At 44.6% G+C, this 26,251-nt stretch carries 18 protein-coding genes and 4 tRNA genes; 9 read left to right on the top strand and 13 right to left on the bottom strand.

From position 1 onward, the window contains the following. Positions 1 to 131 precede the first annotated feature (131 nt). Complete coding sequence (gene gyrA, locus OCT63_RS06565; RefSeq protein ID WP_161748661.1) at positions 132 to 2,792, bottom strand: DNA topoisomerase (ATP-hydrolyzing) subunit A; 2,661 nt, start codon at positions 2,790 to 2,792, stop codon at positions 132 to 134. A gap of 292 nt (positions 2,793 to 3,084) precedes the next feature. Here gyrA and ubiG point away from each other — a divergent pair, with 292 nt between their 5' ends. From ubiG to yfaE, 4 genes are all read left to right on the top strand, one after another. Beyond that, positions 3,085 to 3,795 (top strand): bifunctional 2-polyprenyl-6-hydroxyphenol methylase/3-demethylubiquinol 3-O-methyltransferase UbiG, encoded by a 711-nt coding sequence (ubiG, locus tag OCT63_RS06560; RefSeq protein WP_161685870.1) that lies wholly within the window; start codon positions 3,085 to 3,087, stop codon positions 3,793 to 3,795. Positions 3,796 to 4,303: 508 nt separating this feature from the next. Then, complete coding sequence (gene nrdA / locus OCT63_RS06555) at positions 4,304 to 6,586, top strand: class 1a ribonucleoside-diphosphate reductase subunit alpha (RefSeq protein WP_060467480.1); 2,283 nt, start codon at positions 4,304 to 4,306, stop codon at positions 6,584 to 6,586. A 101-nt stretch (positions 6,587 to 6,687) separates the two neighbouring features. After that, entirely contained in the window at positions 6,688 to 7,821 is a 1,134-nt protein-coding gene (gene nrdB, locus OCT63_RS06550; RefSeq protein WP_060467479.1) for a class Ia ribonucleoside-diphosphate reductase subunit beta, read from the top strand. Continuing rightward, on the top strand, positions 7,821 to 8,099 hold the full coding sequence (gene yfaE / locus OCT63_RS06545; protein WP_161672164.1) for a class I ribonucleotide reductase maintenance protein YfaE: 279 nt from the start codon (positions 7,821 to 7,823) through the stop codon (positions 8,097 to 8,099). The genes nrdB and yfaE overlap by 1 nt, the downstream gene beginning before the upstream one ends. 181 nt (positions 8,100 to 8,280) lie before the next feature. Here the strand turns inward: yfaE and napF are convergent, their stop codons facing one another. Both napF and OCT63_RS06535 read right to left on the bottom strand, forming a co-directional pair. Then, positions 8,281 to 8,796 (bottom strand): ferredoxin-type protein NapF, encoded by a 516-nt coding sequence (napF, locus tag OCT63_RS06540; RefSeq protein WP_269983401.1) that lies wholly within the window; start codon positions 8,794 to 8,796, stop codon positions 8,281 to 8,283. Further along, a complete protein-coding gene (locus OCT63_RS06535) occupies positions 8,796 to 9,362 on the bottom strand; it encodes a TorD/DmsD family molecular chaperone (RefSeq protein WP_269983400.1) in 567 nt (188 codons plus the stop codon). Before OCT63_RS06535 ends, napF begins: the two co-directional genes overlap by 1 nt. Positions 9,363 to 9,560: 198 nt before the next feature. Here OCT63_RS06535 and OCT63_RS06530 point away from each other — a divergent pair, with 198 nt between their 5' ends. From OCT63_RS06530 to OCT63_RS06520, 3 genes are read left to right on the top strand one after another with little or no spacing between them, the layout of a single operon-like run. Then, positions 9,561 to 11,999, top strand: coding sequence for a DmsA/YnfE/YnfF family dimethyl sulfoxide reductase (locus OCT63_RS06530; protein ID WP_269983399.1), 2,439 nt, complete (start codon positions 9,561 to 9,563; stop codon positions 11,997 to 11,999). Between the two features lie 11 nt (positions 12,000 to 12,010). Next, positions 12,011 to 12,631, top strand: coding sequence for a DMSO/selenate family reductase complex B subunit (locus OCT63_RS06525; RefSeq protein ID WP_004733360.1), 621 nt, complete (start codon positions 12,011 to 12,013; stop codon positions 12,629 to 12,631). Between the two features lies 1 nt (position 12,632). Then, positions 12,633 to 13,478 carry a dimethyl sulfoxide reductase anchor subunit family protein gene (locus OCT63_RS06520; RefSeq protein WP_269983398.1) on the top strand — a complete coding sequence of 282 codons (846 nt, stop codon included), beginning with the start codon at positions 12,633 to 12,635 and terminating at the stop codon, positions 13,476 to 13,478. 179 nt (positions 13,479 to 13,657) lie between these two features. On the opposite strand, the gene OCT63_RS06515 is transcribed toward OCT63_RS06520, so the two are convergent. After that, complete coding sequence (locus tag OCT63_RS06515; RefSeq protein ID WP_161685885.1) at positions 13,658 to 14,896, bottom strand: CinA family nicotinamide mononucleotide deamidase-related protein; 1,239 nt, start codon at positions 14,894 to 14,896, stop codon at positions 13,658 to 13,660. Positions 14,897 to 15,103: 207 nt separating this feature from the next. Here OCT63_RS06515 and OCT63_RS06510 point away from each other — a divergent pair, with 207 nt between their 5' ends. Further along, complete coding sequence (locus tag OCT63_RS06510) at positions 15,104 to 16,015, top strand: DUF3943 domain-containing protein (protein ID WP_060467473.1); 912 nt, start codon at positions 15,104 to 15,106, stop codon at positions 16,013 to 16,015. A gap of 273 nt (positions 16,016 to 16,288) precedes the next feature. Further along, positions 16,289 to 16,801 carry a glycine cleavage system protein R gene (locus OCT63_RS06505; RefSeq protein WP_060467472.1) on the top strand — a complete coding sequence of 171 codons (513 nt, stop codon included), beginning with the start codon at positions 16,289 to 16,291 and terminating at the stop codon, positions 16,799 to 16,801. 106 nt (positions 16,802 to 16,907) lie between these two features. Here the strand turns inward: OCT63_RS06505 and nspC are convergent, their stop codons facing one another. The 9 genes from nspC to uvrC form a co-directional block, all read right to left on the bottom strand. Then, positions 16,908 to 18,041 carry a carboxynorspermidine decarboxylase gene (gene nspC / locus OCT63_RS06500; RefSeq protein ID WP_161685887.1) on the bottom strand — a complete coding sequence of 378 codons (1,134 nt, stop codon included), beginning with the start codon at positions 18,039 to 18,041 and terminating at the stop codon, positions 16,908 to 16,910. A gap of 168 nt (positions 18,042 to 18,209) precedes the next feature. Next, positions 18,210 to 19,460: a carboxynorspermidine synthase gene (locus OCT63_RS06495; RefSeq protein WP_269983397.1), complete on the bottom strand. Its 1,251-nt coding sequence runs from the start codon at positions 19,458 to 19,460 to the stop codon at positions 18,210 to 18,212. Between the two features lie 8 nt (positions 19,461 to 19,468). Further along, the gene (locus OCT63_RS06490) at positions 19,469 to 22,420 is read right to left on the bottom strand and encodes a pyridoxal phosphate-dependent class III aminotransferase (protein WP_269983437.1); all 2,952 of its coding nucleotides are present in this window, start codon (positions 22,418 to 22,420) and stop codon (positions 19,469 to 19,471) included. A gap of 648 nt (positions 22,421 to 23,068) precedes the next feature. Next, positions 23,069 to 23,144 (bottom strand) — tRNA-Gly (locus OCT63_RS06485). Between the two features lie 32 nt (positions 23,145 to 23,176). Next, positions 23,177 to 23,263: transfer RNA gene (locus tag OCT63_RS06480), tRNA-Leu, on the bottom strand. An 80-nt stretch (positions 23,264 to 23,343) separates the two neighbouring features. After that, a tRNA-Gly gene (locus OCT63_RS06475) sits at positions 23,344 to 23,419 on the bottom strand. Between the two features lie 52 nt (positions 23,420 to 23,471). Continuing rightward, positions 23,472 to 23,545: transfer RNA gene (locus OCT63_RS06470), tRNA-Cys, on the bottom strand. A gap of 267 nt (positions 23,546 to 23,812) precedes the next feature. Beyond that, the gene (gene pgsA, locus OCT63_RS06465; RefSeq protein WP_060467466.1) at positions 23,813 to 24,370 is read right to left on the bottom strand and encodes a CDP-diacylglycerol--glycerol-3-phosphate 3-phosphatidyltransferase; all 558 of its coding nucleotides are present in this window, start codon (positions 24,368 to 24,370) and stop codon (positions 23,813 to 23,815) included. Positions 24,371 to 24,416: 46 nt separating this feature from the next. Continuing rightward, the gene (gene uvrC, locus OCT63_RS06460) at positions 24,417 to 26,249 is read right to left on the bottom strand and encodes an excinuclease ABC subunit UvrC (protein WP_060467465.1); all 1,833 of its coding nucleotides are present in this window, start codon (positions 26,247 to 26,249) and stop codon (positions 24,417 to 24,419) included. Positions 26,250 to 26,251: the final 2 nt, after the last annotated feature.

The raw sequence follows: 26,251 nt of genomic DNA, 5'->3' as shown, positions 1-26,251 counted from the left end.
CTATCGAGATTTTAGCGATCAAAGCCCAACTATAAAGTCAGACCACGTTCCACAAATAACAAGTAATAAAAAACCGAGCACTTAGGCTCGGTTTTTTCATTAGTAAGCTTAATTACTTAACGTAATCGAGATTACTCAGTGTCTTGCTCGCTATCACTTTCAGAGTCAGAAGCATCTGATGCTTGCTCTTCACTTGATTCAGAAACTTCAGCGTTGATAGTCTCAGCATCTGCTGCTTCAGCTTCGCCTTCAACAATTTCAGCTTCTTCTACTTCGTCGATGCGTTGTAGGCCTACAACATTCTCATCTTCAGCAGTACGAATCAGTGTTACACCTTGAGTGTTACGACCCACTTGGCTTACTTCCGCAACGTGAGTACGTACCAGTGTACCTGCGTCAGTGATCATCATCATCTCATCGCCTTCCTCAACTTGAACAGCACCAACAACTGGGCCATTACGTTCAGAGACTTTGATAGATACTACACCTTGCGTTGCACGACCTTTCGTTGGGTATTCAGCTAATTCAGTACGCTTACCGTAACCGTTTTGCGTCACAGTTAAGATATCGCCTTCATTTGAAGGAACAATCAATGAAACCACTTGATCGTTTTCTGGAAGCTTCATACCACGAACACCAGAGGCAGTACGACCCATTGCTCGTACTTTGTCCTCATTAAAGCGGACAACTTTGCCCGATTGAGAGAACAGCATAATGTCGCTATCACCATTAGTAATGTCAACGCCAATCAATGAATCGTCGTCGCGTAAATTAACAGCGATTAGGCCATTAGCACGTACGTTTGCGAATTGATCCAGAGGTGTCTTTTTAACAGTACCGTCGCCTGTTGCCATGAAGATGAATTTCTCGTTAGAGAACTCAGAAACACGCAGAATAGCCGTAATACGCTCACCTTCTTCTAGAGGAAGAATGTTAATGATAGGCTTACCACGAGCTGTGCGACTTGCTAACGGTAGTTGGTAAACTTTCAGACGATATGTCTTACCACGTGTAGAGAAACATAAGATGTTATCATGAGTATTAGCGACAAGCAGACGCTCAATGTAATCCTCATCTTTCATCTTAGTTGCACTCTTACCTTTACCACCACGATGCTGAGATTCGTAATCGCTTAGGATTTGGTACTTAACGTAACCTGCGTTAGAAAGCGTCACTACAACGTCTTCTTGAGCAATCAGCTCTTCCATGTCGATGTCATGAACTGCCGTTGTGATTTCTGTACGACGCTCGTCGCCATAGATTTCACGTACCGCTTCAAGTTCTTCACGGATAACTTCCATCAAACGCTCAGTGCTTGCAAGGATGTGCATTAGCTCAGCGATTTCTTCTAGAAGTGCTTTGTACTCATCTAGAATCTTCTCGTGCTCAAGGCCAGTTAGGCGGTGAAGACGAAGTTCTAGAATAGCTTGTGCTTGTGTTTCCGTTAGGAAGTATTGGCCATCACGGATGCCGTATTGGTCTTCCAACCAATCAGGACGAGCCGCATCAGTACCAGCACGTTCAAGCATGGAAGCAACGTTACCAAGATCCCATCCGCGCGCCACTAAGCCAGCTTTTGCTTCAGCTGGTGTTGGAGCGTTACGGATAAGCTCGATGATTTCATCGATGTTAGCCAGTGCTAGAGACAGTGCTTCAAGGATGTGTGCACGGTCACGCGCTTTCTTCAGCTCAAAGATAGTACGACGAGTCACTACTTCGCGACGGTGGTCTACGAAGCACTTAAGCATATCTTTGATGTTGAACAACTGTGGTTGACCGTTGTTCAACGCAACCATGTTGATGCCGAAAGTCGTTTGCAGTTGAGTCTGTGAGTAAAGGTTGTTCAGAACAACTTCACCTACAGCATCACGCTTACATTCAATAACAATACGCATACCATCTTTATCAGATTCGTCACGCAGAGCACTGATGCCTTCAACTTTCTTGTCTTTAACCAGTTCAGCTATCTTCTCGATCAAACGAGCTTTGTTTACTTGGTAAGGAATCTCAGTAACGATAATGGTTTCTTTACCATTATTTTCTACTTCAATATTCGCTTTTGAACGCATGTAAACTTTACCGCGGCCAGTCTTATAAGCATCAACGATGCCTTTACGACCACTGATAAGTGCTGCTGTCGGGAAATCAGGACCAGGGATATAGTCCATTAGCTCATCAATAGTAATATCTTCATTATTGATAAATGCTAAACAGCCATCAACAACTTCACCAAGGTTGTGTGGTGGGATGTTAGTAGCCATACCTACTGCGATACCAGAAGCACCGTTTACCAATAGATTAGGAATTTTTGTAGGAAGTACTGCTGGAATTTGCTCTGTACCATCGTAGTTCGGTACGTAATCCACAGTTTCCTTATCAAGGTCAGCCAGGAGCTCGTGAGCAATTTTCGCCATACGAACTTCGGTATAACGCATTGCAGCCGCGGAGTCGCCATCGATAGAACCAAAGTTACCTTGGCCATCAACTAGCATATAACGCAGTGAGAACGGTTGAGCCATACGAACAATCGTATCGTATACCGCACTATCACCATGCGGGTGGTATTTACCGATTACATCACCTACTACACGAGCAGACTTTTTATATGGTTTGTTCCAATCATTACCTAGTACATTCATCGCGAACAAAACGCGGCGGTGTACAGGCTTTAGGCCATCACGCACATCTGGAAGGGCACGACCAACGATGACGGACATCGCGTAGTCTAGGTATGAACCTCTAAGCTCATCTTCAATATTTACGGGCGTGATCTCTTTCGCTAGATCGCTCATAGAGCCATTTTCCCTCTATAGTCAGATCGTATTTTTGAATACGTATAAGACCGAAAAATATAACACAAATTTACCTACGGAGGCATCACTTTCCCTCTCCTTTTACCATCTTGTGACCCTTGTAGCCAATCAATTGATGAGAAATTGCACCTCCGCGTCATATCTCGCTGAAACATGGTCACTTTACACCCAATAAATTAGCAAAATTGTAGATCTTCTGGTCAAGGCGAAAAGGCAAGCTATAATGCCTGCAATTTCATGGATGCATTATTTAACTTGGAAATGCCCGATTATGACTAAATCACAGAATGTAGACCCAGCAGAAATCAAGAAATTCGAAGATATGGCATCACGCTGGTGGGATCTAGAAGGCGAGTTTAAGCCATTACATCAAATCAACCCATTGCGCCTAAATTATGTACTAGAGAAAACCGAAGGCCTGTTTGGCAAGAAAGTACTCGATGTTGGCTGCGGCGGTGGCATTTTGGCTGAAAGCATGGCCGTTGAAGGCGCAGTAGTGACAGGTCTAGACATGGGTAAAGAGCCGCTTGAAGTGGCTCACTTGCATGCATTAGAAACCGGCACCAAGCTAGATTACATTCAGAGCACAATCGAAGACCACGCAGAAGAAAACCCACAAACTTACGATGTGGTGACTTGTATGGAAATGTTAGAACATGTGCCTGACCCACAATCGGTGATTAGCGCATGTTCAAAGTTAGTGAAACCTGGCGGCCACGTATTCTTTTCTACCTTGAACCGGAATTTCAAATCTTACTTGTTTGCAATTGTTGGTGCGGAGAAGCTATTAAAGATCGTTCCAAAGGGCACTCACGAGCACGAGAAGTTCATTCGCCCTGCTGAACTTATCAAGATGATTGATAACACACCGCTGCAAGAATTAGGGATTACAGGGCTGCACTACAACCCATTAACGGACACTTACCGTTTAGGGATAAATGTAGACGTTAACTACATCGTTCACACCCAAAATTTCGCCTAAAAAATATCGACACCCCAACCGTAAAATTATTTAGCAAATAGGCTCACGAAAAAGGTTGCAATTAACATAAGTTTGCGACTTTTTTCAGTCTAAATTTCGTGCGCTAGCTTCCATTTTGACCACCTCGATTTAAATTTAATCGTCTAAAATCCGTCGCCCATTTTGCTCAAAGATCAAGGGATTTTTTTTTATGGGCGAGCAAAAATAAAGCATCATGAAAAACCGACTTTTATACAATCAAGTCGCATCTAACTTCATCAGTTAGTGGTCACTTACAGTTTTTTTTCAATCCACCACTTATCCACAAGCACTCCCATTTCTTTACCTTGAAAAATATCGGATGTAGCACTATCTTGTAACCCAACAAACAAATGACCCCTATATGTTGTGTTTCAACTACAATGTATGGGTAGACCAAGATCACAAGGCCGGAACGTAATTTACAAAAATTACACAGAAACACACAAAAACACGGCCTTGTTCAGTTTTGTTAGGGAAATTAAGCAGAATGAACCAACAACTTACTGTTACCAAGCGTAACGGGCGCAAAGAAACTATCGATCTAGAGAAGATCCATCGCGTGATCACATGGGCAGCTGAAGGCTTGCACAATGTTTCTGTATCACAAGTAGAATTGAAAGCTCACATTCAGTTTTACAATGGCATCACCACAACTGACATTCATGAAACAATCATCAAGTCAGCAGCGGATTTAATCTCTGAAGAGACTCCTGATTATCAATATCTAGCAGCACGCCTGTCAGTATTCCACCTACGTAAAAAAGCATACGGTGAATACGAGCCGCCTGCGCTTTATGACCACGTGACAAAACTGGTTGGTATGGGTAAGTACGATAAACACTTAATGGAAGACTACACGAAAGCTGAGTTCGACGAGCTTGACGAGTATATCGACCACAAACGTGACTTAGACTTTTCTTATGCAGCGGTTAAGCAGCTTGAAGGTAAATACTTCGTGCAAAACCGTGTAACAAAAGAAATCTACGAGAGTGCTCAGTTCCTTTACATCCTAGTTGCTGCGTGTCTATTCGCTAAATACCCAAAATCGACTCGTCTTGATTACATCAAACGTTTTTACGATGCATCATCTACGTTTAAGATTTCTCTACCTACACCAATAATGTCTGGTGTACGTACACCTACTCGTCAATTCAGTTCTTGTGTACTGATCGAATGTGGTGACAGCCTAGACTCAATCAACGCAACAGCAAGCTCAATTGTTCGTTACGTGTCGCAACGTGCTGGTATTGGTATTAACGCAGGTCGTATTCGTGCGATTGGTTCTGAGATCCGCAATGGTGAAGCGTTCCACACTGGCTGCATCCCTTTCTACAAATACTTCCAAACAGCAGTGAAATGTTGTTCTCAAGGTGGTGTTCGTGGTGGTGCAGCAACGGTATTCTACCCACTATGGCACGGTGAAGTTCAGTCTCTATTAGTACTGAAAAACAACCGCGGTGTTGAAGAGAACCGTGTTCGTCATATGGACTACGGCGTGCAGCTGAACAAGCTTATGTACTCTCGCCTTGTGCAAGGTGGCAACATCAGTCTGTTCTCTCCGTCAGACGTACCAGGCCTTTACGATGCGTTCTTCGAAAACCAAGACCGTTTTGAAGAGCTATACGTTAAGTATGAAAACGATCCTTCAGTAAAACGCGAAACAGTCAAAGCCGTTGAGCTATTCTCTCTGCTAATGCAAGAGCGTGCTTCTACTGGTCGTATCTACATTCAGAACGTTGACCACTGTAATACACACAGCCCGTTTGATTCTGAGGTAGCACCAGTTCGTCAATCGAACCTATGTTTAGAGATCGCGCTACCAACTAAGCCGCTTTCTAACGTAGAAGATAACGAAGGCGAAATTGCATTATGTACGCTTTCAGCATTCAACCTTGGTGCAATCAATGAACTTGATGACCTAGCAGAGCTTTCTGAATTGGTTGTTCGTGCCCTAGATGCGCTCCTTGATTACCAAGACTACCCGCTTCCAGCTGCATACAAGTCAACAATGAACCGCCGTACTTTAGGCGTGGGTGTAATCAACTACGCATACTACCTAGCTAAAAATGGTGTTAAGTACTCTGACGGCAGTGCAAATGGCCTGACTCACCGCACATTTGAAGCAATTCAATACCACTTGCTAAAAGCATCTGTTGACCTAGCGAAAGAGCAAGGTCGTTGCCCATCTTTCCACGAGACCAACTACGCGAAAGGCCTACTGCCAATCGATACTTACAAAAAAGATATCGACTTAGTATGTGAAGAGCCATTGCACTACGATTGGGATTCTCTACGTGAAGAGATCATGGAGCACGGTCTGCGTAACTCTACGCTAACAGCGCTTATGCCTTCTGAGACATCGTCTCAAATCTCGAACGCAACTAACGGTATCGAGCCACCACGTGGCTATGTCTCTGTGAAAGCATCAAAAGACGGCATCCTGAAGCAAGTAGTTCCTGATTTCCTAAATCTTAAAGAGAACTACGAGCTGCTTTGGAACATTGGTTCTAACGATGGTTACCTGCACCTAGTGGGTATCATGCAAAAATTCGTTGACCAAGCTATCTCTGCAAACACTAACTATGATCCAAGTATTTACGGCAGCGGTAAAGTACCAATGAAGCAACTGCTTCAAGATCTACTAACGGCGTACAAATACGGTGTTAAGACGCTTTACTACCATAACACTCGTGATGGTGCTAAAGACGACCAAGGCGATGCAGTTCAAGTGCCAGAAGAAGATTGTGAAGGCGGCGGTTGTAAGATCTAAACTGCAATAAACATTAAGACCCCAGAGAAGTTATCTTCTCTGGGTTTAAAGCATTAACAGGGTCCGTTTTATTACGGATCTTTAAAGGATTTGAGGCATTTATGGCTTACAGTACTTTTTCTCAGAAAAAAAATGATCAACTAAAAGAACCAATGTTCTTAGGTCAGTCGGTAAACGTTGCACGTTACGACCAACAAAAATTCGAGATCTTCGAAAAGCTTATCGAGAAGCAGCTTTCTTTCTTCTGGCGTCCAGAAGAAGTAGACGTGTCTAGCGACCGTATCGACTACAACAAGCTACCTGATCATGAAAAGCACATCTTCATCTCTAACTTGAAGTACCAAACGCTTCTAGATTCTATCCAAGGCCGCAGCCCTAACGTTGCCCTGCTTCCATTGGTATCTCTACCAGAAGTGGAAACTTGGATTGAAACTTGGTCTTTCTCTGAAACGATTCACTCTCGTTCTTACACGCACATCATCCGTAACATCGTGAATGATCCAGGCGTAGTATTCGACGACATCGTTGAAAACGAAGAGATCCTTAAGCGTGCGAAAGACATCGCTTTCTACTACGACGATCTGATCAAGCTAACGGCTGACTACCACCGCTACGGTGAAGGCAACCACAGCATCAACGGCGAAGACGTTAAGGTTTCACTTCATGACCTGAAGAAGAAACTTTACCTATGCCTAATGTCGGTAAACGCACTAGAAGCAATCCGTTTCTACGTGAGCTTTGCATGTTCATTTGCATTCGCTGAGCGTGAGCTAATGGAAGGTAACGCTAAAATCATCAAGCTAATCGCTCGTGATGAAGCGCTTCACCTAACTGGTACTCAGCACATGATCAACTTGTTACGTAACGGTCAAGACGACTTCGCATTCATGCAAATCGCAGAAGAGTGCAAGCAAGAGTGTTTTGACCTATTTAAAGAAGCAGCAGAGCAAGAGAAAGAGTGGGCAGAATACCTATTCAAAGACGGCTCTATGATTGGTCTGAACAAAGACATTCTTTGCCAATACGTTGAGTACATTACCAACATCCGTATGCAAGCGGTTGGTCTAGGTACTGCTTACCCAGAAGCAACGTCGAACCCAATCCCATGGATCAACGCTTGGTTATCTTCAGATAACGTACAAGTTGCTCCGCAAGAAGCTGAAATCAGTTCTTACCTAGTTGGTCAAATCGACAACGAAGTAAAAGCTGACGACTTTGAAGGATTTGAGCTGTAATGCCGACAATCAAAATCAACAAGCTGACTTCGATTGAATCTAACCCTTCCAACACTCTGTTGGAAACAATGGAGCAAGCTGGGTTAGAACCAGAATACAACTGCCGAGATGGTCACTGCGGTGCATGCCGCTGTACGTTGGATACTGGTGAGGTTGAGTACGTTGGTTTTGCTATGGCTTACACACAAGGCGATGAGATTTTGCCATGCATCTGTAAAGCAAAAACCGATTTATCGCTGAGTAACGTGATTCACAGAAGCAAACAGAAGCGCGCCTAACCTATTCGATTTAAGTTCGTTTGCTTAGTTTTATTTGGTTTCACTTTAGATAGAGTCACATAAGTTCAAACACTTTTAAAAGCAACACTTAATCAAAGATGATAAGTATTAAAAAGGGTCCGCCTCCTATTGGAATGCGGACCCTTTTTCTATTCGTGTCTTTAGGAGCCAAACCAGGTGGTTACTGTTGAGTCAGGTTCAGAGTCACAGAGCCAATGTAACAAGCGCTTCGGCACTCTCCACAGCCATTGCACTTATCTTGAACGACCGTAGGCAACTCCCCATCTTCAATGTGTATCGCACCTGCTGAACACGCGGTTTGGCACGCATTACAATCCATTTGCATGTAGTTATTGCAGCTATCAGCAAAGCTGGGCTTCAAGTCGATATAAGGCGTCACGGTTTGATGAAGCGCGCCAGTCGGACACACTTCACTGCACTTATTACACATCGAACAACTGTTGTAATCCAAATTCAGCAGCGCACTGCCTTCTAGCATCTCAATAACGCTATTCGGACACGCTTGCTCACACAGCCCACAACCGTCGCAAAGACGCTCAAACAGCACCTCATCAACCGCTCTTGGCGGTCTTGCATGCAAGCGCTGTGATATCTCTTCATAACTTGCCGCAGCTTTAACCGGCTTAGAGAGTCGAGTTAAGAAACCACGCCTATTTGAATTTATTTGCTCAGGCATTAGTCGATATATAACTTTTTAGTGGCAACGTTTAAATTATATTCAGATGTTAATTGATTAAGCCAATTTATTACATCGCCTGATAGCTTCTTGTAAAATGATAAATCTGATGCTGCATTTAATTTATCTAAATAAGTAGAAGACCAAGGTAATAAGTGACACTCAAGTAATTCATGGGCTGAATCAATATTATTATTTTCTAACAAATACGCATGGGCGAATAACATTAAACCAAATTGATCTTCTGGCTCTCTTAAACCTGTATCCAATTCAATTTGGTTTAATTCTAGAAACTTTCGATATTCTACAGTCGATGCACCAAACACGACACGGTCTTTATCTAGGTACACAGAACCCCAAGGCGGAGCTGGCATCTCTCCAACGCCTTCAAACAAGCGGCTGAACTCTGCAGCTAGCGCATCTTCCTGTTCGTTTTGAAGTGCCAGTAAACAACCTTCTGATAAGACTTCGCTCTCTACTAGTGCCTGAACAATATCTAATAACTGTTCTTTATTTGTTGCTTGATAAAATAATGAACCGAGCAATTTATGCGTATCAATAATCATTCTTATTTATACCGTCATTGGTTTAACGATAATTATATAAATATGGTTATTTAATTCTTTGATCTATTTTATACATTCGATTCATAATATTTAAATTTCTCTCTTATTTGATGCCAATCAATCAATAATTAGAAATAAAAACATAGAAGCCAAACTACCTATAAAGTGCTAGCTATCAATAACAATAGGCATCTTAGAATGACGAATAAGAAAGAATCTGGGGTAATGAATCTTACTCGAAGAGGCTTCATGAAAGCTTCTTCGGCGGTAGGTAGTGCAGCCGCACTCGCGGGCGGTATCGCTTTACCTTTCAAATCCAAACCAGTAGCGGCTGCGGTTGCTGAGAACGTGGATGAGAAAATCGTATGGAGTGCATGTACGGTAAACTGTGGCTCTCGCTGCCCACTGCGTATGCATGTGCAAAACGGTGAAATCAAATACGTAGAAACAGACAACACAGGTACTGACGAATACGGTCATCACCAAGTGCGTGCTTGTCTACGTGGTCGCTCTATGCGCCGCCGTGTTTACAACCCAGATCGCCTCAAATACCCAATGAAACGAGTGGGCAAACGTGGTGAAGGTAAGTTCAAGCGTATTAGCTGGGAAGAGGCTTTTGATGAAGTCGCTGGCACTATGCAACGCCTTATCAAAGATTACGGTAACGACACTATCTACCTAAACTACGGTACAGGTACGCTTGGTGGTACGGTCACTAAGTCTTGGCCACCAGCTCAAACGTTGATTGCTCGCCTAATGAACCTAAGTGGTGGCTACCTAAACCATTATGGTGACTACTCAACAGCGCAAATCACGAAAGGGTTGAGCTACACCTATGGTGGTTGGGCAAACAACAACTCTTTCTCTGACTTAGAGAACACTCAGCTTAACATCCAATTTGGTAACAACCCTGCTGAGACTCGTATGTCTGGCGGCGGTCTGATCCACCACTACGTAGAAAGCAAAAACAAGTCAAACGCAAGAACAATCATCATCGACCCACGCTACACCGATACTGCCGGTGGCCGAGAAGATCAATGGATCCCAATTCGTCCTTCTACCGATGCTGCATTGGTAGCGGGTCTTGCACACGTGATGATCACTGAAGACCTAGTCGACCAACCATTCTTAGACAAATACTGTGTCGGTTACGATGAGAAAACACTTCCTGCATCAGCACCTAAAAACAGTGACTACAAATCTTACATCCTAGGTTTAGGTGAAGATGGTGTAGAAAAAACGCCTGAGTGGGCTTCTAAGATCACAGGAATTCCAGTTGATACTATCGTTAAACTTGGCCGTGAGATGGGTACAGCGAAGCCGTGTGCTATCCACCAAGGTTGGGGCCTACAACGTACTGCGAACGGTGAGCTAGCTTGTCGTGCAATCGCAATGCTGTCGCTACTAACTGGTTCTGTGGGTGTATCAGGTGGTTCAACAGGCGCTCGTGAAAGTGACATCAATATTCCATTTGTTCGCTTCCCTACCGTGCCAAACCCAGTTGAAACGTCCATTTCAATGTTCATGTGGACAGACGCGATTTACCGTCACCATGAAATGACTGACATCACCGACGGTGTTCGCGGTGCTGAGCGCCTTAAGAACCCAATCAAGATGATCTGGAACTATGCGGGTAACTGTATTATCAACCAGCACTCAGACATCAACAAAACACATGAGATCCTTCAAGATGAAAGCGCATGTGAAATGATTGTTGTGGTTGATAATCATATGACGTCTTCAGCGAAATACGCCGACATCATCCTGCCTGACTTAACAACATCAGAGCAAGACGACTGGTGTATGGATGGTAAAGCAGCGAATATGCCTTACTTTATCTTCGCGCAAAAAGCGATCGAGCCTCAGTTCGAAGCGAAATCTATCTACGAGATGTGTACTCAACTGGCGAAGCGCATGGGCGTAGAAAAAGAGTTCACAGAAGGCCGTACTCAAGAGCAATGGATCGAGCACCTTTACGCAGAAACTCGTAAGAACGATCCAACACTACCAACCTTCGAAGAGATGAAAGAGCTGGGTATCTACAAGCGTAGCTACGACCACCACTACATTGCTTACGAAGATTTCCGCAAAGATCCTGAAGCGAATCCACTGACTACACCAAGTGGAAAAATTGAGATTTACTCAGAGCAACTGGCTGATATCGCGAAGACTTGGAAGCTGAAAGAAGATGAAGTGATCCACCCACTTCCGATTTACGCGGATTCGTTTGAAGGCCATAACGATCCACTAGCAGAGAAGTACCCACTTCAGCTAACCGGTTTCCACTACAAGGCTCGTACGCACTCAACCTACGGCAACGTTGCAGAGATCAAAGCTGCGGCACCGCAAGAGCTGTGGATCAACCCAATAGATGCGAAAGAACGTGGTATTGAAAGCGGCGACATGGTGAGTATTTTTAACGACCGTGGCGAAGTACATATTCCAGCGAAAGTGACACCAAGGATTCTTCCTCGAGTTGTCGCACTAGGCGAAGGTGCATGGTACGCACCCGATGGTCAGAAGATCGACCATGCAGGCTCTATCAACGTGCTGACTACTCAGCGCCCGAGCCCACTTGCTAAGGGTAACCCTCAGCATACAAACCTAGTTCAAATCAAAGCGCTAAAGAAAGCATAAGGTAGGTTGGAATGAAACAATACGGCTTTTACATTGATTCAAGTAAATGCACGGGTTGTAAAACCTGTCAGCTTGCTTGTAAAGATTATAACGATCTAGACATCAAAACCAACTACCGTCGCGTATACGAATACGCAGGTGGCGGCTTCACTCAAGATGGCGATACCTGGGTTCAGAAAGATGTTTTTTCTTACTACCTGTCTATCGCTTGTAACCACTGTACTAACCCAGCGTGTGTGAAAGTGTGTCCTTCGGGCGCAATGCACAAACGTGATGAAGACGGCTTGGTTGTGGTTGACGAGAGTGTGTGTATTGGTTGTCAGCACTGTAGCAATGCGTGTCCTTACGGCGCACCACAATACAATGCAAAGAAAGGTCACATGACGAAATGCGATGGTTGCTACCAACGCGTTTCTGAAGGAAAACAGCCTATCTGTGTTGAGTCTTGCCCACTCCGTGCATTGGAGTTTGGTGAAATCAATACGCTGCGCGAGAAGTACGGCTCTGGTGCCGACGTGGCACCACTGCCATCTTCAACCGAAACGCTACCAAACATCGTGATTAAGCTGAACAAAAACGCGAAGCCTACTGGCGATACCAGTGGTCACCTAGCAAACCCGAAGGAGGTGTAAGATGATTTTTCATGAGTGGTCTTTGATCTTCTTTACGGTACTGGCTCAAACAGCCGTGGGTGGTTACTTACTTATTGGCGCACGTGCACTGGTACTGGGTCATGACGAAGAGAAACTAAACAGCTACAAGGTTCCAATGTTCATTCTGTGGGCATTAATGGGTCTTGGTTTTATGTTCTCGACAACGCACCTGGGCTCTCCACTGCGCGCGTTTAATGCCTTTAACCAACTAGGCTCGGCTTGGTTGTCTAACGAAGTGTTCTTCGGTGCGGCATTCTTCGCAATAGGTGGCCTGCAATGGCTACTATCTGTAATTAAGAAAGGTGGCGTGGCTATCCAAAAAGCACTGATGGTTGGCGCTATGGTATTGGGTGTTATCTTCATGTACGCGATGATCAACGTCTACATGATCAACACTGTACCGACTTGGGACAACATCTACACACCAATGAGCTTCATCATGACGATGGTTGTGGGTGGCTTGCTGCTGTCTCAGTTCGTGATTGTGTTTGCCAACGACAGCCGCTTTACGGTTGACCGCAACATCACCATGCTGGCTGTTATTGCGGTTGCGATCAGCTTGCTTGTAACAGTAGGCAAACTGAACCTAATCGGTGATATCCAAACTTCAGTAGCAAAAGCCTCTGAGTTGGTTGACGGTTTAGGCAGCTATGTGATTCTTCAAGTTGCATTACTGATGGCAAGCTTACTGATTTGGATTCTACCTATGCTCAACAAAGCAAAAGTGAATCCAGTAAACCTAGGTCTAGCATTAGTACTATTCCTGGCTTCAGAATTAATTGGCCGTGGCTTGTTCTACAGCCTACATATGACAAACGGTTTGTAATCACTTACTCAGTTTAACTGCTAGCTACAAAGCTATTCGCCGCTTGTTAGCTTATCTAGAAGGCTAGATACACAAAAGGCCCCACAACCAAATGGATGTGGGGCCTTTTTATTTGTTCTGTTTTAACCTTAGTTCAAGAGGTCTTGGCTCAAGAAAACTTGGTTAGCGACAAGAGCTGCTTACTTAATGATCGCCGAAGGGATAAACATATCCTTCACGCGTTTTAGTGAAGAATAGTCACCAAACATAGGTTTGCTATCTAAATGTCTTCTCAGCATATCTGCCGCAACAGTTTTGATAATGGTACGCGCATCTTCGCGATTGTATTGGCGATAAAACTCGAGCACTTGTCCCCACTCACCCGCTTCGCTCGATAGCGCGATAATGAATGTATTGCCGTCTAACTTGCCCGTCACCAAGGCCAACTCCGTGCCGCACTTTTCTCTGGTTGCGCCCGCCAAGGCAAAAGTCGCCGCTAGTGGGTCACTCTTTTCGAGTTCACTCTCTTTGGGTTCAGCCATTACCCATGAGTGACCAAAGCAATCTTCAACCTGCTCATTCGATTGTAGCCAAGCCGAAAGCGCACCTTTGGTCGACACTTCAGATACAGATAAAGTTTTCTTTCTCTCTGCCATGATATGACCAATATGGTCAATCATCGGCTCATCAACACTGACTACGTTGCTCTCTAGCAGCTTGTACACCATTTGTAGCAGTTTAACGCGCGTTTCTAAGCCAGACTTAGGCCCAAATAGTTTCACCTCAATGAACGGCAGATAAGAGCGATAGCCTAACTCATAGCCTTCAGGCAACTTTAACTGGTCTAACACATCCGAGATACCCGACTCAGATAAGCCGAACGTAAACAAACGACTGCATTCAGAGGCAACCACTTGAGGATACGTGCGAGACAAATCGGGCAGAATTTCAAAGGTCACCATGCGCTTGAATTCACTCGGTACACCTGGCGTGAAATAGAAAGTCGCATCGTTGATTTTCATCTTAAAGCCACATGCAGTGCCGACAGGGTTATCGACAATCTCAGAGCTTGCTGGCAACAAAGCTTGCTTAAGGTTGCTGTCAGGCATCGGCATACCTCGTCCTGAGAACATCTCTTCCATACGATCGAGCCATTCAGGGAACATGACTAACTTTTGATCGGAAGCAGCGGCAGCGGCAGCTGCACTCATGTCATCGGTTGTCGGCCCTAAACCACCATTGACGATAACCACATCATAGTTAAAGCTCAGCATCAGCAGCTCTTCAACCAAAGCATTCATTTGGTCACCCACAGTGGAACGTTTCGCAAGAGCAAAACCGTGCTGATAAAACTCAGCAGACATCCAGGCCGCGTTTGTGTCGACAATGTCTCCATGAAGAACTTCTTCACCTGTACTTAACATTGCGATTTTCGTCATATTACTTCCCTTGTTGTCATAAAAAGACACTGTATTATTTACAAACTAGTCTATGGTTGAATTTAATACATTTCACCTTTCATAAGTATTGACCATGTCTGAACTAAGATTCTTATGAGAAAAGTAATAAAGTATTAGTTCCCTAAATCAGGCATTTAATAGATAATTGTGACTCTGATCAATTCTTAACTTCTCGTGGAGACCCTTGTGTCCAAATCGCCGTCACTAGCAAAGGTTACAGCTGTATTATCAATGTTAATGTCAGTTAGCTCGGCTGCAAGCCAATATGACTTCGACCAGCCAATCAACCTTTCTTACTCGGATGAATGTGCTCAAGATTACTGTGTTAGTGAAAGCTTGTACACCTACAAGCCAAGTAAGAATTATGCATTAAACGAGTCAAGCGATCAGTACGATTTAACGATCGACAAACAACCACTTTACCTGACTGTCAGCGATGGTAAAGATTGGGATTACCTTATGGGTCAAACCTACACTATTCTTGGTTTGAGTGTCGCAACCGTTGGCCTAATGACCCTATTACCTGAAAGTATTACTAAGTGGGACGATGACCAACGCGATATTAGTGCACTAGGTCAGAAGTGGAAGGATAATGTTTCTGCTGGTCCAGTATGGGACCGTGATGAACACTTCTTAAACTACGTAATGCACCCTTATTTTGGTGGTGTTTACTACACTGCAGCTCGACACGCGGGGTACGATGAGTTTGAGTCTTTCCTATACTCTTGGACTATGTCGACATTCTTCTGGGAATACGGTGTAGAAGCGTTTGCTGAAGTACCTTCATGGCAAGATCTCTTCATCACTCCATTCTTTGGTGCGGTTGTTGGTGAAATGATGTTAGAAGCAGAACAAAACATAGTAGCTTCAGGTGGTGAAGTGATGGGCTCTCAAACCATGGGTGATGTGTCTCTATTTTTCCTAAACCCTGTTGGCCATATCCATTACTGGGTAAGTGATGCTTGGGGCGGTGACGCAGAGGTTAACCTGAATACTAACCCTTGGTGGGACAACCAAGATGCCGCTAAATTCGCTTACGATGCTGGCGCACCATATGATTCACAGTTTGTTGGTATGAACTTCAAGGTAACGTTTTGAACCAGTATCCGTGTTACTTGCTAAGCCGTTTACTCGTTGCTTGCTAAGCTTCTGAATCACAAATAGCAGCGACAACTCTTTTAAAAAGCGGCTCTTTAGCCGCTTTTTTGTGCCCTAGCCTTCATTCTCTTTTTTTGTATCGCAGCTTAGTTTCAAAAATTGACACAGGTCAAACATTGTTCGATGTAACCTTCTACACTGAAATTAAAGAACTTTATCGCGTGATATCAAACATTTAATTGGCAACGATTAATCGAAACTTTGGGGGCTGATATGAACAGTACATTTATCGTAAACTTTATCGGAAAAGCATCACCAGCAACAATCAAGCAACTTGCTGCGGTTACTCACGAAAACGACGGAAAATGGCTCATCAGTAAAGTGAATTTTATTGAAGACCAAGTCGCGGGTGTACTCAAAGTTGAACTTCCAGCCATCAACGAATCGATTGTTAAAGAAGCCTTCAGCGCTAATCCGGATCTCATCGTGCAATTTGTCGATTCAGACCATTCACACAATGTCCAAGACACGATACATCACCTTAGACTCGACTCGAACGACCGAGCAGGTATCGTCAACGAAGTAACACATGTATTGGATAGACAAGGAATCAGCATTCTCGATATGGACTGCCACCGAGTCTTTATCGCTGGCGGCGGCGGTGTAAGCTCAAGCCTATTTACTTCCAAGATAGCGGTCAAGCTGCCAATCGAAGTTCAGATCGAAGACGTAGTGAATGAGCTAGAAACGCTTAGCGAAGATACTCGAGTGATAATTGAAGGTTAACTGGTCGCTCTCAATTTTATATTCTATTTTCTGACTAACGGACACTTAAAAACAAAATAGAGCAGCTCATTGGCTGCCCTATTTGTTGTTTTGAACCTAAGACTCGTTACTTAACCGACCATTGTGATAATGAACGTTTGAAGTCTTCATAGCCAAACTCATTCAGCTTTTGAACGTCGCCATTGCTGCGCTCACAGTAGATCGATGGCATCTTCAAACCATTGAACCAGTTCAATTTCACCATGGTGTAACCCGCACTGTCCAACAAGTGAAGCTTTTGACCAATCTTCAACGGCTCATCAAAGCTTGTTTCACAGAACTGATCACCCGCCAGACATGAACACGAACCAATAACGTAGTCATGACTGCCGTTTTCAGACGCTTCTAATACCGATGCTGGTTCATTGTAGATAAGCGTATCAAGACGGTGTGCTTCGGTTGCTGAATCCACAATCGCCGTTTTCTTCACGTTCTCAACGATATCAACCACTGTCACAACTAAGTCTGTTGTTTTAGTGATGATGGCTTCACCCGGTTCAAGGTACATTTGCACGCCGTGCTTTTCAGAAAAGGCTTTTAGTGCAAGGCCAAGTTTCTCGATGTCGTATCCCGGCCATGTGAAGAACACACCACCGCCCATGCTCACCCAGTCTAAATTATCTAAGTGCTCACCAAACTGCTCTGAGATTGAATCAAGCAGGCCGATAAATGCGTCGACGTCTTTGTTCTCACAGTTCATGTGGAACATCACGCCATTAATCTCATCGAAGATCTCAGGTTTGATATGGTCAGCTTGAACACCTAAGCGAGAATATTGACGCGCAGGATTTGCTAAGTCTTGTCCTGCGTAGCTCACGCCCGGGTTTAGACGTAAACCCAGAGACGCTTTGCCCTCAACAATATGACGGTAAGCTTCGAATTGGTTTTGTGAGTTGAAGATCATCTTGTCGCAAATATCCGCGACTTCTCTCACGTCATCTTCGCTGTAACCCACACTGTAAGCGTGCGTTTCACCGCCAAAGGTTTCGTGGCCAAGTTTCACTTCGTATGGACCAGAGCTGGTCGTGCCATCGAGGTAAGGCTTGATGATGTCAAACACACCCCATGTAGAGAAACACTTCAGTGCCAATACCAGCTTCACACCTGAAATCTCTTTCAGCTGCTTGGCTTTCTCTAAGTTCGTAATCAACTTGTCTTCGTTGATCATAAAATAAGGCGTTTTTAGTTCGTTGTTTTGCATGTTAATACCTTGCGGCCCTCGAGTTCACGAAGGCACATGATAATCGAACAAAGCCGACGCAAGAGCGTCGGCTGTAATTATACTCTTGTCAATCATATGACTTTGGATGTAATTCGCAGAACTTTGCCCTTATCACTAGGACAACGCAACGAGGGCAAAGAGCTAGAATTACTTCAAAGTATGGATTAAAGGTAGACCTTGTGTCGGCTCTAGCTCTTGAACGTGCCAGTCTAGACCGATTTCCGGCATGGTTGCTAGGAACGGGTCTGGGTTTAGCTGCTCCATGTTGAACACGCCTTTATCAGCCCATTCGCCACGGAAGAACTGAAGTGCAGCCGTGATTGCAGGAACACCCGTAGTGTAAGAGATCGCTTGGTGCTCTACGTCTTCGTAAGCCACTTCGTGGTCTGCGTTATTGTAGATGAACACGCTGCGCTCTTTGCCGTCTTTCTTACCTTGAACCCAAGTACCGATACACGTTAAACCTGTGTAGCCCGGAGCCAAAGACGTTGGGTCTGGCAGTAGTGCTTTAAGAACATGAAGAGGTTGAACGACAGTGCCGTCATGCAGTGTTAGCGGATCTGGGCTAAGAAGACCGATATCACACATGCAGTTGAAGTAGTTCAGGTAAGCATCACCAAAGCCCATCCAGAATTCGATGCGCTTAGCTGGGATGAATTCCTTCATTGAACGAACTTCATCGTGCGCCATTGAGTACACTTTGTGAGAACCACAGTTAGGGAAATCAAACTCAAGCATACGAGAGTGACAAGGTACTTGTTTCCACTCTTCATTTTCCCAGTAGAAAGAATCGCCTTGAATCTCAAGCATGTTGGTTTCTGGGTCAAAGTTAGTCGCAAACTTCTTACCGTGGTCGCCTGCGTTTACGTCCATTACGTCGATCGTATCGATCTCATCGAACAGGTGCTTAACCGCGTGCGCTGCAAATACTGAAACCACGCCTGGATCGAAACCCGCACCAAGGATACCTGTGATGCCTGCCTCGGCAAACTTCTCACGGTAGCCCCACTGCCAATCGTAAGCTTGTGGTACTTGTTGGCCTTCAGAACATAGGTCAACCGCTACCGATGTATCTAGGTAAGATACTTTTGCTTGGTAACACGCTTCCATGATCGCCATGTTTACCCAAGGAGGACCAGCGTTGATGACTAGGTCTGGTTTCACTTCGTTAATCAGAGCAACAAGTGCATCAACATCGTCAGCATTTACTGCGCGAGCTTCTAGTTTTTTAGTTGAATCTTTAAGGTTGTTTTTACCTTTAATCGATTCGATGATTTTTTCACACTTCGCGATTGTGCGAGAAGCGATTGTGATATCACCCAGTACTTCGTTATTTTGTGCTGCTTTATGTGCAACAACCCAACCAACGCCGCCTGCACCAATTTGTAGAATAGCCATAGTATTAATTACCCTTGTTGTTCTGCTAGCTCAGTGGCTAGAGTTTGAATTTTGTTAATTAGAGATTTGAAATCTGATGTCTTTAAGCACGGGTTCAAGATAGTGAATTTAAGCGCGCTCTTACCATCGACGACCGTTTCACCAAGCACCGCAACACCACGAGTCAGCGCTTCCAGTCTTAGCGTTTGATTCAGTTTGTCTAAATCTAGCTCACCGTTTGCTGACGGCTTATTGTTCGGCTTAGATCGGAACAGCACTGTTGATAGTGAAGGCTCCGCGAGTAGCTCTAAGTCAGCTTGGTTTTGAATCAGGTCTGCCACTTCTAGCGTTTGCTCAAGAAGATGGTCGTACATATCGCCCAACTGCTTTGGCCCAACGCTTTGCATCGTCATGAAGACTTTCAATGCATCAAAGCGCTTGGTTGTTGCAATGGACTTGTCGACTAAGTTCGGCAGCTCATCGTGTTCACGGTTTAGGTAATCGGCGTGATGCAGAAGGTACTTAAAGTTCGCTTTGTCTTTCAACAACACCGCGCCGCAGCTGATTGTTTGGTAGAAAAGCTTATGGAAGTCGACACTCACAGAGTCAGCTTTTTCGATGCCCTTTAGACGAGCTTTATGGCTACTTAAGATAAGCGCGCCACCGTAAGCACTGTCGACATGGAACCAAAGGCCTTGTTGGTTTGCGATATCTGCAATCGCATCAAGGTCGTCGATAGCGCCGTGATCGGTTGTACCCGCCGTACCGACTACAGCAAAAGGAATTAGGCCTTGAGCTTTAAGTGCTTTGATTTCTGCGTCTAATAAATCCGGTTTGATGGTGCCATTAGCGTTTGTTTCAACACAGCACACCGCGCTCTCGCCTAAACCAAGTAGTGACGCAGATTTTTGAACCGTGAAGTGAGATTTGTTTGAACACAAGATGCGAAGCTTGCTTGCATACTCTGGTAAACCCAACTTTTGGATAGAATGACCATTGTGCTTATCCGCAACCCAGTCTCTCGCAAGCAATAAACCCATTAGGTTACTTTGCGTGCCGCCACTGGTGAAAACGCCGTCCGCTTGATCGCCAAGTTGGTATTTGTCACACATCCAATCCACCACACGCTGCTCAACATAAGTCGCCGCAGATGCTTGGTCCCATGAATCCATTGATTGGTTCAAGGCCGCGATAATTGATTCCGCAGCGACTGATGCCATAAGAGGAGGAGTGTGAAGGTGTGCAATACAGTCAGGATGTTGCACAAAAATAGAGTTAGCTGCAACTAAGTCAGCAGTGCTGTCCACAACATCAACTAAAGCGTGTTGGTTGTTGTCTAGGTCGACAGCCTTGATTGCTGCCTCTAGCACTTTTGGTTCTAGACCTGAGTATGGCGTTTCAACCTGCTCAAACACCGCTTTCATTGCTTGGGTGGTTTGGTTCATTACGTTTGCGAATTCGTCGCTACCGCCTAGGCCGGTGTGAATGAAATGCTTGTTCCACTCTTGGTTTGCCTGCTCACTTGAAGCTTGATCTTGTTGAACACCTCCGCCTACCGCAATGATGGCTTCTTCCATTACACGCAATGCAAAATCAATCTGCTCAAAAGAGATAATCATCGGTGGTAGGAAACGAATCACAGAACCATCACGCCCACCCTTTTCAACCATCAAGCCACGTTCTAATGCCGCGCGTTGAATCGCTAGGGTGAGCTCGCCGTCAGATTCCGGCTCACCAAATTTGTTGAGCTCGCCGTTTGGTTGCTTGATCTCAGCGCCAAGCATTAGGCCTTTACCACGTACTTCAGCAATACAGCTCACGCGAGATTGAATCTTCTCTAACCCGTGACGTAGGTATTGGCCTGCAATGTTCGCGTGCTCAACCAAACCATCACGTTCGATGATTTCCAACGCTTTAGCGCCAGACACCATTGCCAGTTGGTTACCACGGAAAGTACCCGTGTGCTCACCCGCTTTCCATGTATCGATGCTCTTATCGAATACAAGCAGCGACATAGGCAGTCCGCCACCGATCGCTTTAGACAAACATAGGATATCAGGGTTAACACCCGACTCTTCAAATGCGAATCGATGACCAGTTTTACCCACACCACACTGAATTTCATCAAAGATCAGTAAGATGCCGTGTTCATCACAGATACGACGTAGACCTTGTAACCAAGAAGCAGGAGCCGGAATCACACCGCCCTCTCCTTGCACAGGCTCTACGATCATCGCGGCTGGTTTCATGATACCTGACTCGTCGTCATTCAACATGCGCTCAATGTAACGAATGCTCGCGTTAGCACCCGCTTCACCGCCAATGCCAAACGGACAGCGTAGGTTGTATGGAAAAGGCATAAAGTGCACGTCAGACATCAAGCCGCTACGACGTTCTTTAGTGCCGAGGTTACCCATCATGCCCATGGTACCGTTAGTCATGCCATGGTAAGCACCACGGAAAGCAAACATGGTATTACTACCTGTAGTTTGCTTCGCGAGCTTGATAGCCGCTTCTACAGCATCAGCGCCTGATGGGCCACAGAATTGAAGAACCGCATTATCTGAAAAATCTTGAGGAAGAAAAGCTTTAACTCGCTTGATAAACGTCTCTTTTGCTTGAGTCGTGATATCAAGAGTTTGGTATGGCAGACCGGAATCGAGTTGGTCTTTGAGTGCTTGGTTAATCTCTGGGTGGTTATAACCCAAAGAAAGTGTACCTGCACCGGCTAGGCAATCGAGAAAGATCTGGCCACGAGTATCTTCAACTAAGGCACCACATGCTCGCTTAATAGCAATAGGAAGGCGTCTTGGGTAAGAACGAACATCCGACTCATGCTGTTCTTGCTCGAGCAAAATAGCGTCAGGTGTTAGGTCGTAAGTGCCCTCTACGATAGGAACCATAGTTGAAAATGAATTTGCGATAGTATTGATATCGGCTTCAAAGGCAGTAGTCATAAAAGTCCCCTTGAATGTGTTGATACTCATCTCACCAGACGCAATTCCACTATAACTCTTTGTTTATATTAGAGAGTTCATGATGAAGTAGGTGCATTGTCTAGACAATGAGATATAGCTGTACGCTCGTATAAGTCAAATGACGAACACGAAATTAGGCCGTCTTAGACAGCGATAAATTGTTAACGTAAGCTCAAGGTTCAGTAATGCTACTGTTTTGAAGAATTGGACATTTTTGCAGGATCGGACAGCTATGAAGCGCTAGTCCCTTTGGAAATGCAGAGCTGATTAGCAATGTTGTAGTTAGTGTGTTCAATGTTGGGTTTCCCATTAACATGGCGAATGGCGCCATAAGTATCCCGTCTATCAGCTAAAGGACTAGCCAATACCTACCCTACGTAATGTCCCAATCAGCAAGAATGGTCATTACGCGTATCCCCCAGAAGCAATCATGGTTCTTTTTGAACATCAGCCATTCCGAGATTAAGCGGGAAAGTAACATAAAGTGAAATGAACTATCAATAATTTTTAATGATGGCTTCATAAATACAAGATTTGGTTGGGTGATTAGTTTAAATATCGATATTTAAGTGTCAATTTTTTGAGGATAACGAGAAATTAAAATAGCAGAAAACAAAAAAGCCCGAACATTTCTGTTCGGGCTTTCTAATTTGGAGCGATACATCGGGTTCGAACCGATGACCTCAACCTTGGCAAGGTTGCGCTCTACCAACTGAGCTAGTATCGCATTTGCTTTATCGAGATAAAGACTTTAATAGATGGTGCCCCGGGCCGGACTTGAACCGGCACAGCGCGAACGCCGAGGGATTTTAAATCCCTTGTGTCTACCAATTCCACCACCAGGGCACGCAATTCTTTATTGCGATGCCGATTACTGAAAAGTAAAACACCATCTTAATGCTGACGCCAATCAACACTACAAATTTTGGAGCGATACATCGGGTTCGAACCGATGACCTCAACCTTGGCAAGGTTGCGCTCTACCAACTGAGCTAGTATCGCAATTGCATTCGTGCTACTTGCTCTCTATTGTAAATAAAAAGAGTAGTTAGAATGGAGGCGCCTCCCGGAGTCGAACCGAGGTCCACGGATTTGCAATCCGCTGCATAGCCACTCTGCCAAGGCGCCTTAGTAACTCCAACCGAATCGCTCACTGCCATCCTCTTGGGTACGGGATGCATTTTACGGATTCAGACGATTGAGTCAATATTATTTTTTGTATTTTTAATTCGTTTGAATAGATTTCATACGAAACAGCCCAAATAGCTGACTTTATGATCAAAACACACTGGGAACAGGTTATTCAAAGGAGATCTATATCACATTAGATATCCACTATTGATAACTTAACCTGAGGTTTAAGATCAAAAAAGCGAGCCTCAGCTCGCTTTCTTATCAATGATGTTTTTCATCTAACAAATCATCTTTGGCGGCCATCAAGTATTGTGCCATAGACCAGTAAGTTAGAAGCGTTGCAGCATAGAGCGTAATATAACCAACCCAAACCATCCAATCGTCATAGCGCCAAATAAGTACCCATAACGCGAACATTTGAGAAACTGTTTTCACCTTACCAACCCAAGACACAGCAACACTTGCACGTTTGCCGATTTCCGCCATCCATTCTCGAAGCGCGGAAATAATAATTTCGCGACCAATCATGGTTACCGCTGGAATAGTAATCCAAATTGAGTGGTAGTGTTCAGTAATAAGAATAAGAGCAGTCGCAACAAGTACCTTGTCAGCGACAGGATCAATAAATGCACCAAAGCGAGAGGTTTGTCCAAGCTTGCGTGCCAGCATGCCATCTAGCCAATCAGTGAAGCCCGCAACCCAAAAAACCATTGCAGCAGCAAAGGGAGCCCATTCATAAGGTAAGTAAAAAACCACAACGAAAACGGGAATCAGAAATAGTCGCAGTAAGGACAAAATGTTAGGTATATTTAAACGCATTTTATTAGGCTCTTATTAATCGCGCGTCAATGGTGCGGGATTTTTACTATTGTTTCAATGCTTGATAAATATTTTCTGCCAAAGAATGACTAATGCCCGGCACTTTGGTTATTTCTTCGACAGTTGCACGTTTAAGTTCTTGTAAGCCCCCCATATATTTCAGTAATGCTTGGCGACGTTTTGGTCCTACGCCTTCAATTCCTTCCAGTGCACTGGTTCGACGCGTCTTGCCTCGTTTCGCCCTGTGGCCAGCAATCGCATGATTATGGCTCTCGTCACGGATGTGTTGAATTAGATGCAACGCTGGCGCATCGCTGGGCAAGTTAAATTCTTCGCCTTCTAAGGTCACTAAGGTTTCTAGGCCAGGCTTACGAGTCACCCCTTTCGCAATACCCATCATTCTTGGTCTAACTGGCCAATCTCCCCAGTATTGAGAAATAATCTCATAGGCACTATTTAACTGCCCTTTACCGCCATCAATAAAGATGATGTCTGGAATCTTATCGACATCAAGCTGCTTCGAATAGCGTCTCTCCAGCGCCTGAGCCATCGCAGCGTAGTCATCGCCGCCTGTAATATCCGTGATGTTGTAGCGACGGTATTCCGGTTTAACGGGTCCTTCTGGATTGAATACCACACAAGAAGCTATCGTGCTTTCCCCCATGGTGTGGCTAATATCGAAACACTCCATGCGTTTGATAGCATCCATCGACAGCACCTCTTGAAGCTCTTTAAAGCGCTGATTGATCGTCATCTTGTGATTAATCTTGGTAGTTATTGCCGTTAATGCATTGGTATTTGACAGCTTAAGGTAACGGCCTCGAGTCCCTGAAGGATTGGAGTTGAAGTGTATCTTTCGACCTGCGACTTCACACAATGCTTCTTGAATAGGTGCGACATCATCCATCAAATCGGCATTTAAAATTAAACGAGTCGGGATGGTTCTCGCTTCATTGTGCGCTAGATAATACTGGCTTAAAAAACTCGAAAAAACTTCTTCTCTCACCGTATTGTGGGGAATTTTAGGGAAATGGCTTCGGCTACCTAAGACTTTACCTTGGCGAATCATCAAGATGTGAATGCACGCCACGCCATTCTCTTGGGCAAATCCCAACACGTCCATATCTTCCATAGAATCGTCAGATACATACTGCTGCTCTTGAACGCGTCTGATCGCTTGGATTTGATCGCGAAAAGCAGCCGCTTGTTCAAAACGAAGCTCTTGGCTCGCCTTGTCCATCTTGTCGATAAGTGTTTCAAGAACTAGCTTATCTTTCCCCTGCAGGAACAGGCGAACGTAGTCGATAAGTTCACTGTACTCTTCATCAGAGATAATTGAACTGACACATGGCGCAGCACAACGACCAATCTGATACATCAAGCATGGGCGTGTTCTGTTGGCATAAACCGTATCTTCACACTGACGAGCAGGAAAGATTTTTTGTATTAAGTGTAGAGTCTCGCGCACAGCGCCGGAATCAGGATAAGGACCAAAGTATTCGCCCTTTTTCTTCTTAGCACCACGATGCATCGACAAACGAGGGTGTTTGTGACCGCTAATAAAAATATAAGGATACGACTTATCATCACGTAGCAGTACATTGTATTTAGGTAAGTATTGCTTGATGTAGTTGTGCTCGAGGATAAGAGCTTCTGTTTCCGTATGCGTGACAGTGACATCAATTTTGGCAATATTACTGACCAAAGCACGTGTTTTTTCACTGTCGACTTTTTTACGGAAATAACTGGAAAGGCGTTTTTTGAGGTTCTTAGCTTTACCGACGTAAATAACAACAGCCTCGGCGTTATACATTCGATAAACGCCAGGCTGTTCTGTTACTGTCTTAAGGAATGAGACAGAGTCAAACAAGTTAGTCACTA

This window comes from Vibrio sp. RW (assembly GCF_027587105.1).
In the GTDB taxonomy this organism is placed as follows: domain Bacteria; phylum Pseudomonadota; class Gammaproteobacteria; order Enterobacterales; family Vibrionaceae; genus Vibrio; species Vibrio toranzoniae.
This window is presented reverse-complemented; position numbering and strand designations above follow the sequence as displayed.

Bases quoted from the DNA above. Each gene is read 5' to 3' on its own strand.
- OCT63_RS06530 (WP_269983399.1), top strand. From the start codon at position 9,561: ATGACGAATAAGAAAGAATCTGGGGTAATGAATCTTACTCGAAGAGGC.
- OCT63_RS06495 (WP_269983397.1), bottom strand. From the start codon at position 19,460: ATGGCTATTCTACAAATTGGTGCAGGCGGCGTTGGTTGGGTTGTTGCA.
- nrdB (WP_060467479.1), top strand. From the start codon at position 6,688: ATGGCTTACAGTACTTTTTCTCAGAAAAAAAATGATCAACTAAAAGAA.
- OCT63_RS06535 (WP_269983400.1), bottom strand. From the start codon at position 9,362: ATGATTATTGATACGCATAAATTGCTCGGTTCATTATTTTATCAAGCA.
- napF (WP_269983401.1), bottom strand. From the start codon at position 8,796: ATGCCTGAGCAAATAAATTCAAATAGGCGTGGTTTCTTAACTCGACTC.
- ubiG (WP_161685870.1), top strand. From the start codon at position 3,085: ATGACTAAATCACAGAATGTAGACCCAGCAGAAATCAAGAAATTCGAA.
- OCT63_RS06525 (WP_004733360.1), top strand. From the start codon at position 12,011: ATGAAACAATACGGCTTTTACATTGATTCAAGTAAATGCACGGGTTGT.
- OCT63_RS06515 (WP_161685885.1), bottom strand. From the start codon at position 14,896: ATGACGAAAATCGCAATGTTAAGTACAGGTGAAGAAGTTCTTCATGGA.
- gyrA (WP_161748661.1), bottom strand. From the start codon at position 2,792: ATGAGCGATCTAGCGAAAGAGATCACGCCCGTAAATATTGAAGATGAG.
- nspC (WP_161685887.1), bottom strand. From the start codon at position 18,041: ATGCAAAACAACGAACTAAAAACGCCTTATTTTATGATCAACGAAGAC.
- yfaE (WP_161672164.1), top strand. From the start codon at position 7,821: ATGCCGACAATCAAAATCAACAAGCTGACTTCGATTGAATCTAACCCT.
- OCT63_RS06505 (WP_060467472.1), top strand. From the start codon at position 16,289: ATGAACAGTACATTTATCGTAAACTTTATCGGAAAAGCATCACCAGCA.
- OCT63_RS06520 (WP_269983398.1), top strand. From the start codon at position 12,633: ATGATTTTTCATGAGTGGTCTTTGATCTTCTTTACGGTACTGGCTCAA.
- pgsA (WP_060467466.1), bottom strand. From the start codon at position 24,370: ATGCGTTTAAATATACCTAACATTTTGTCCTTACTGCGACTATTTCTG.
- nrdA (WP_060467480.1), top strand. From the start codon at position 4,304: ATGAACCAACAACTTACTGTTACCAAGCGTAACGGGCGCAAAGAAACT.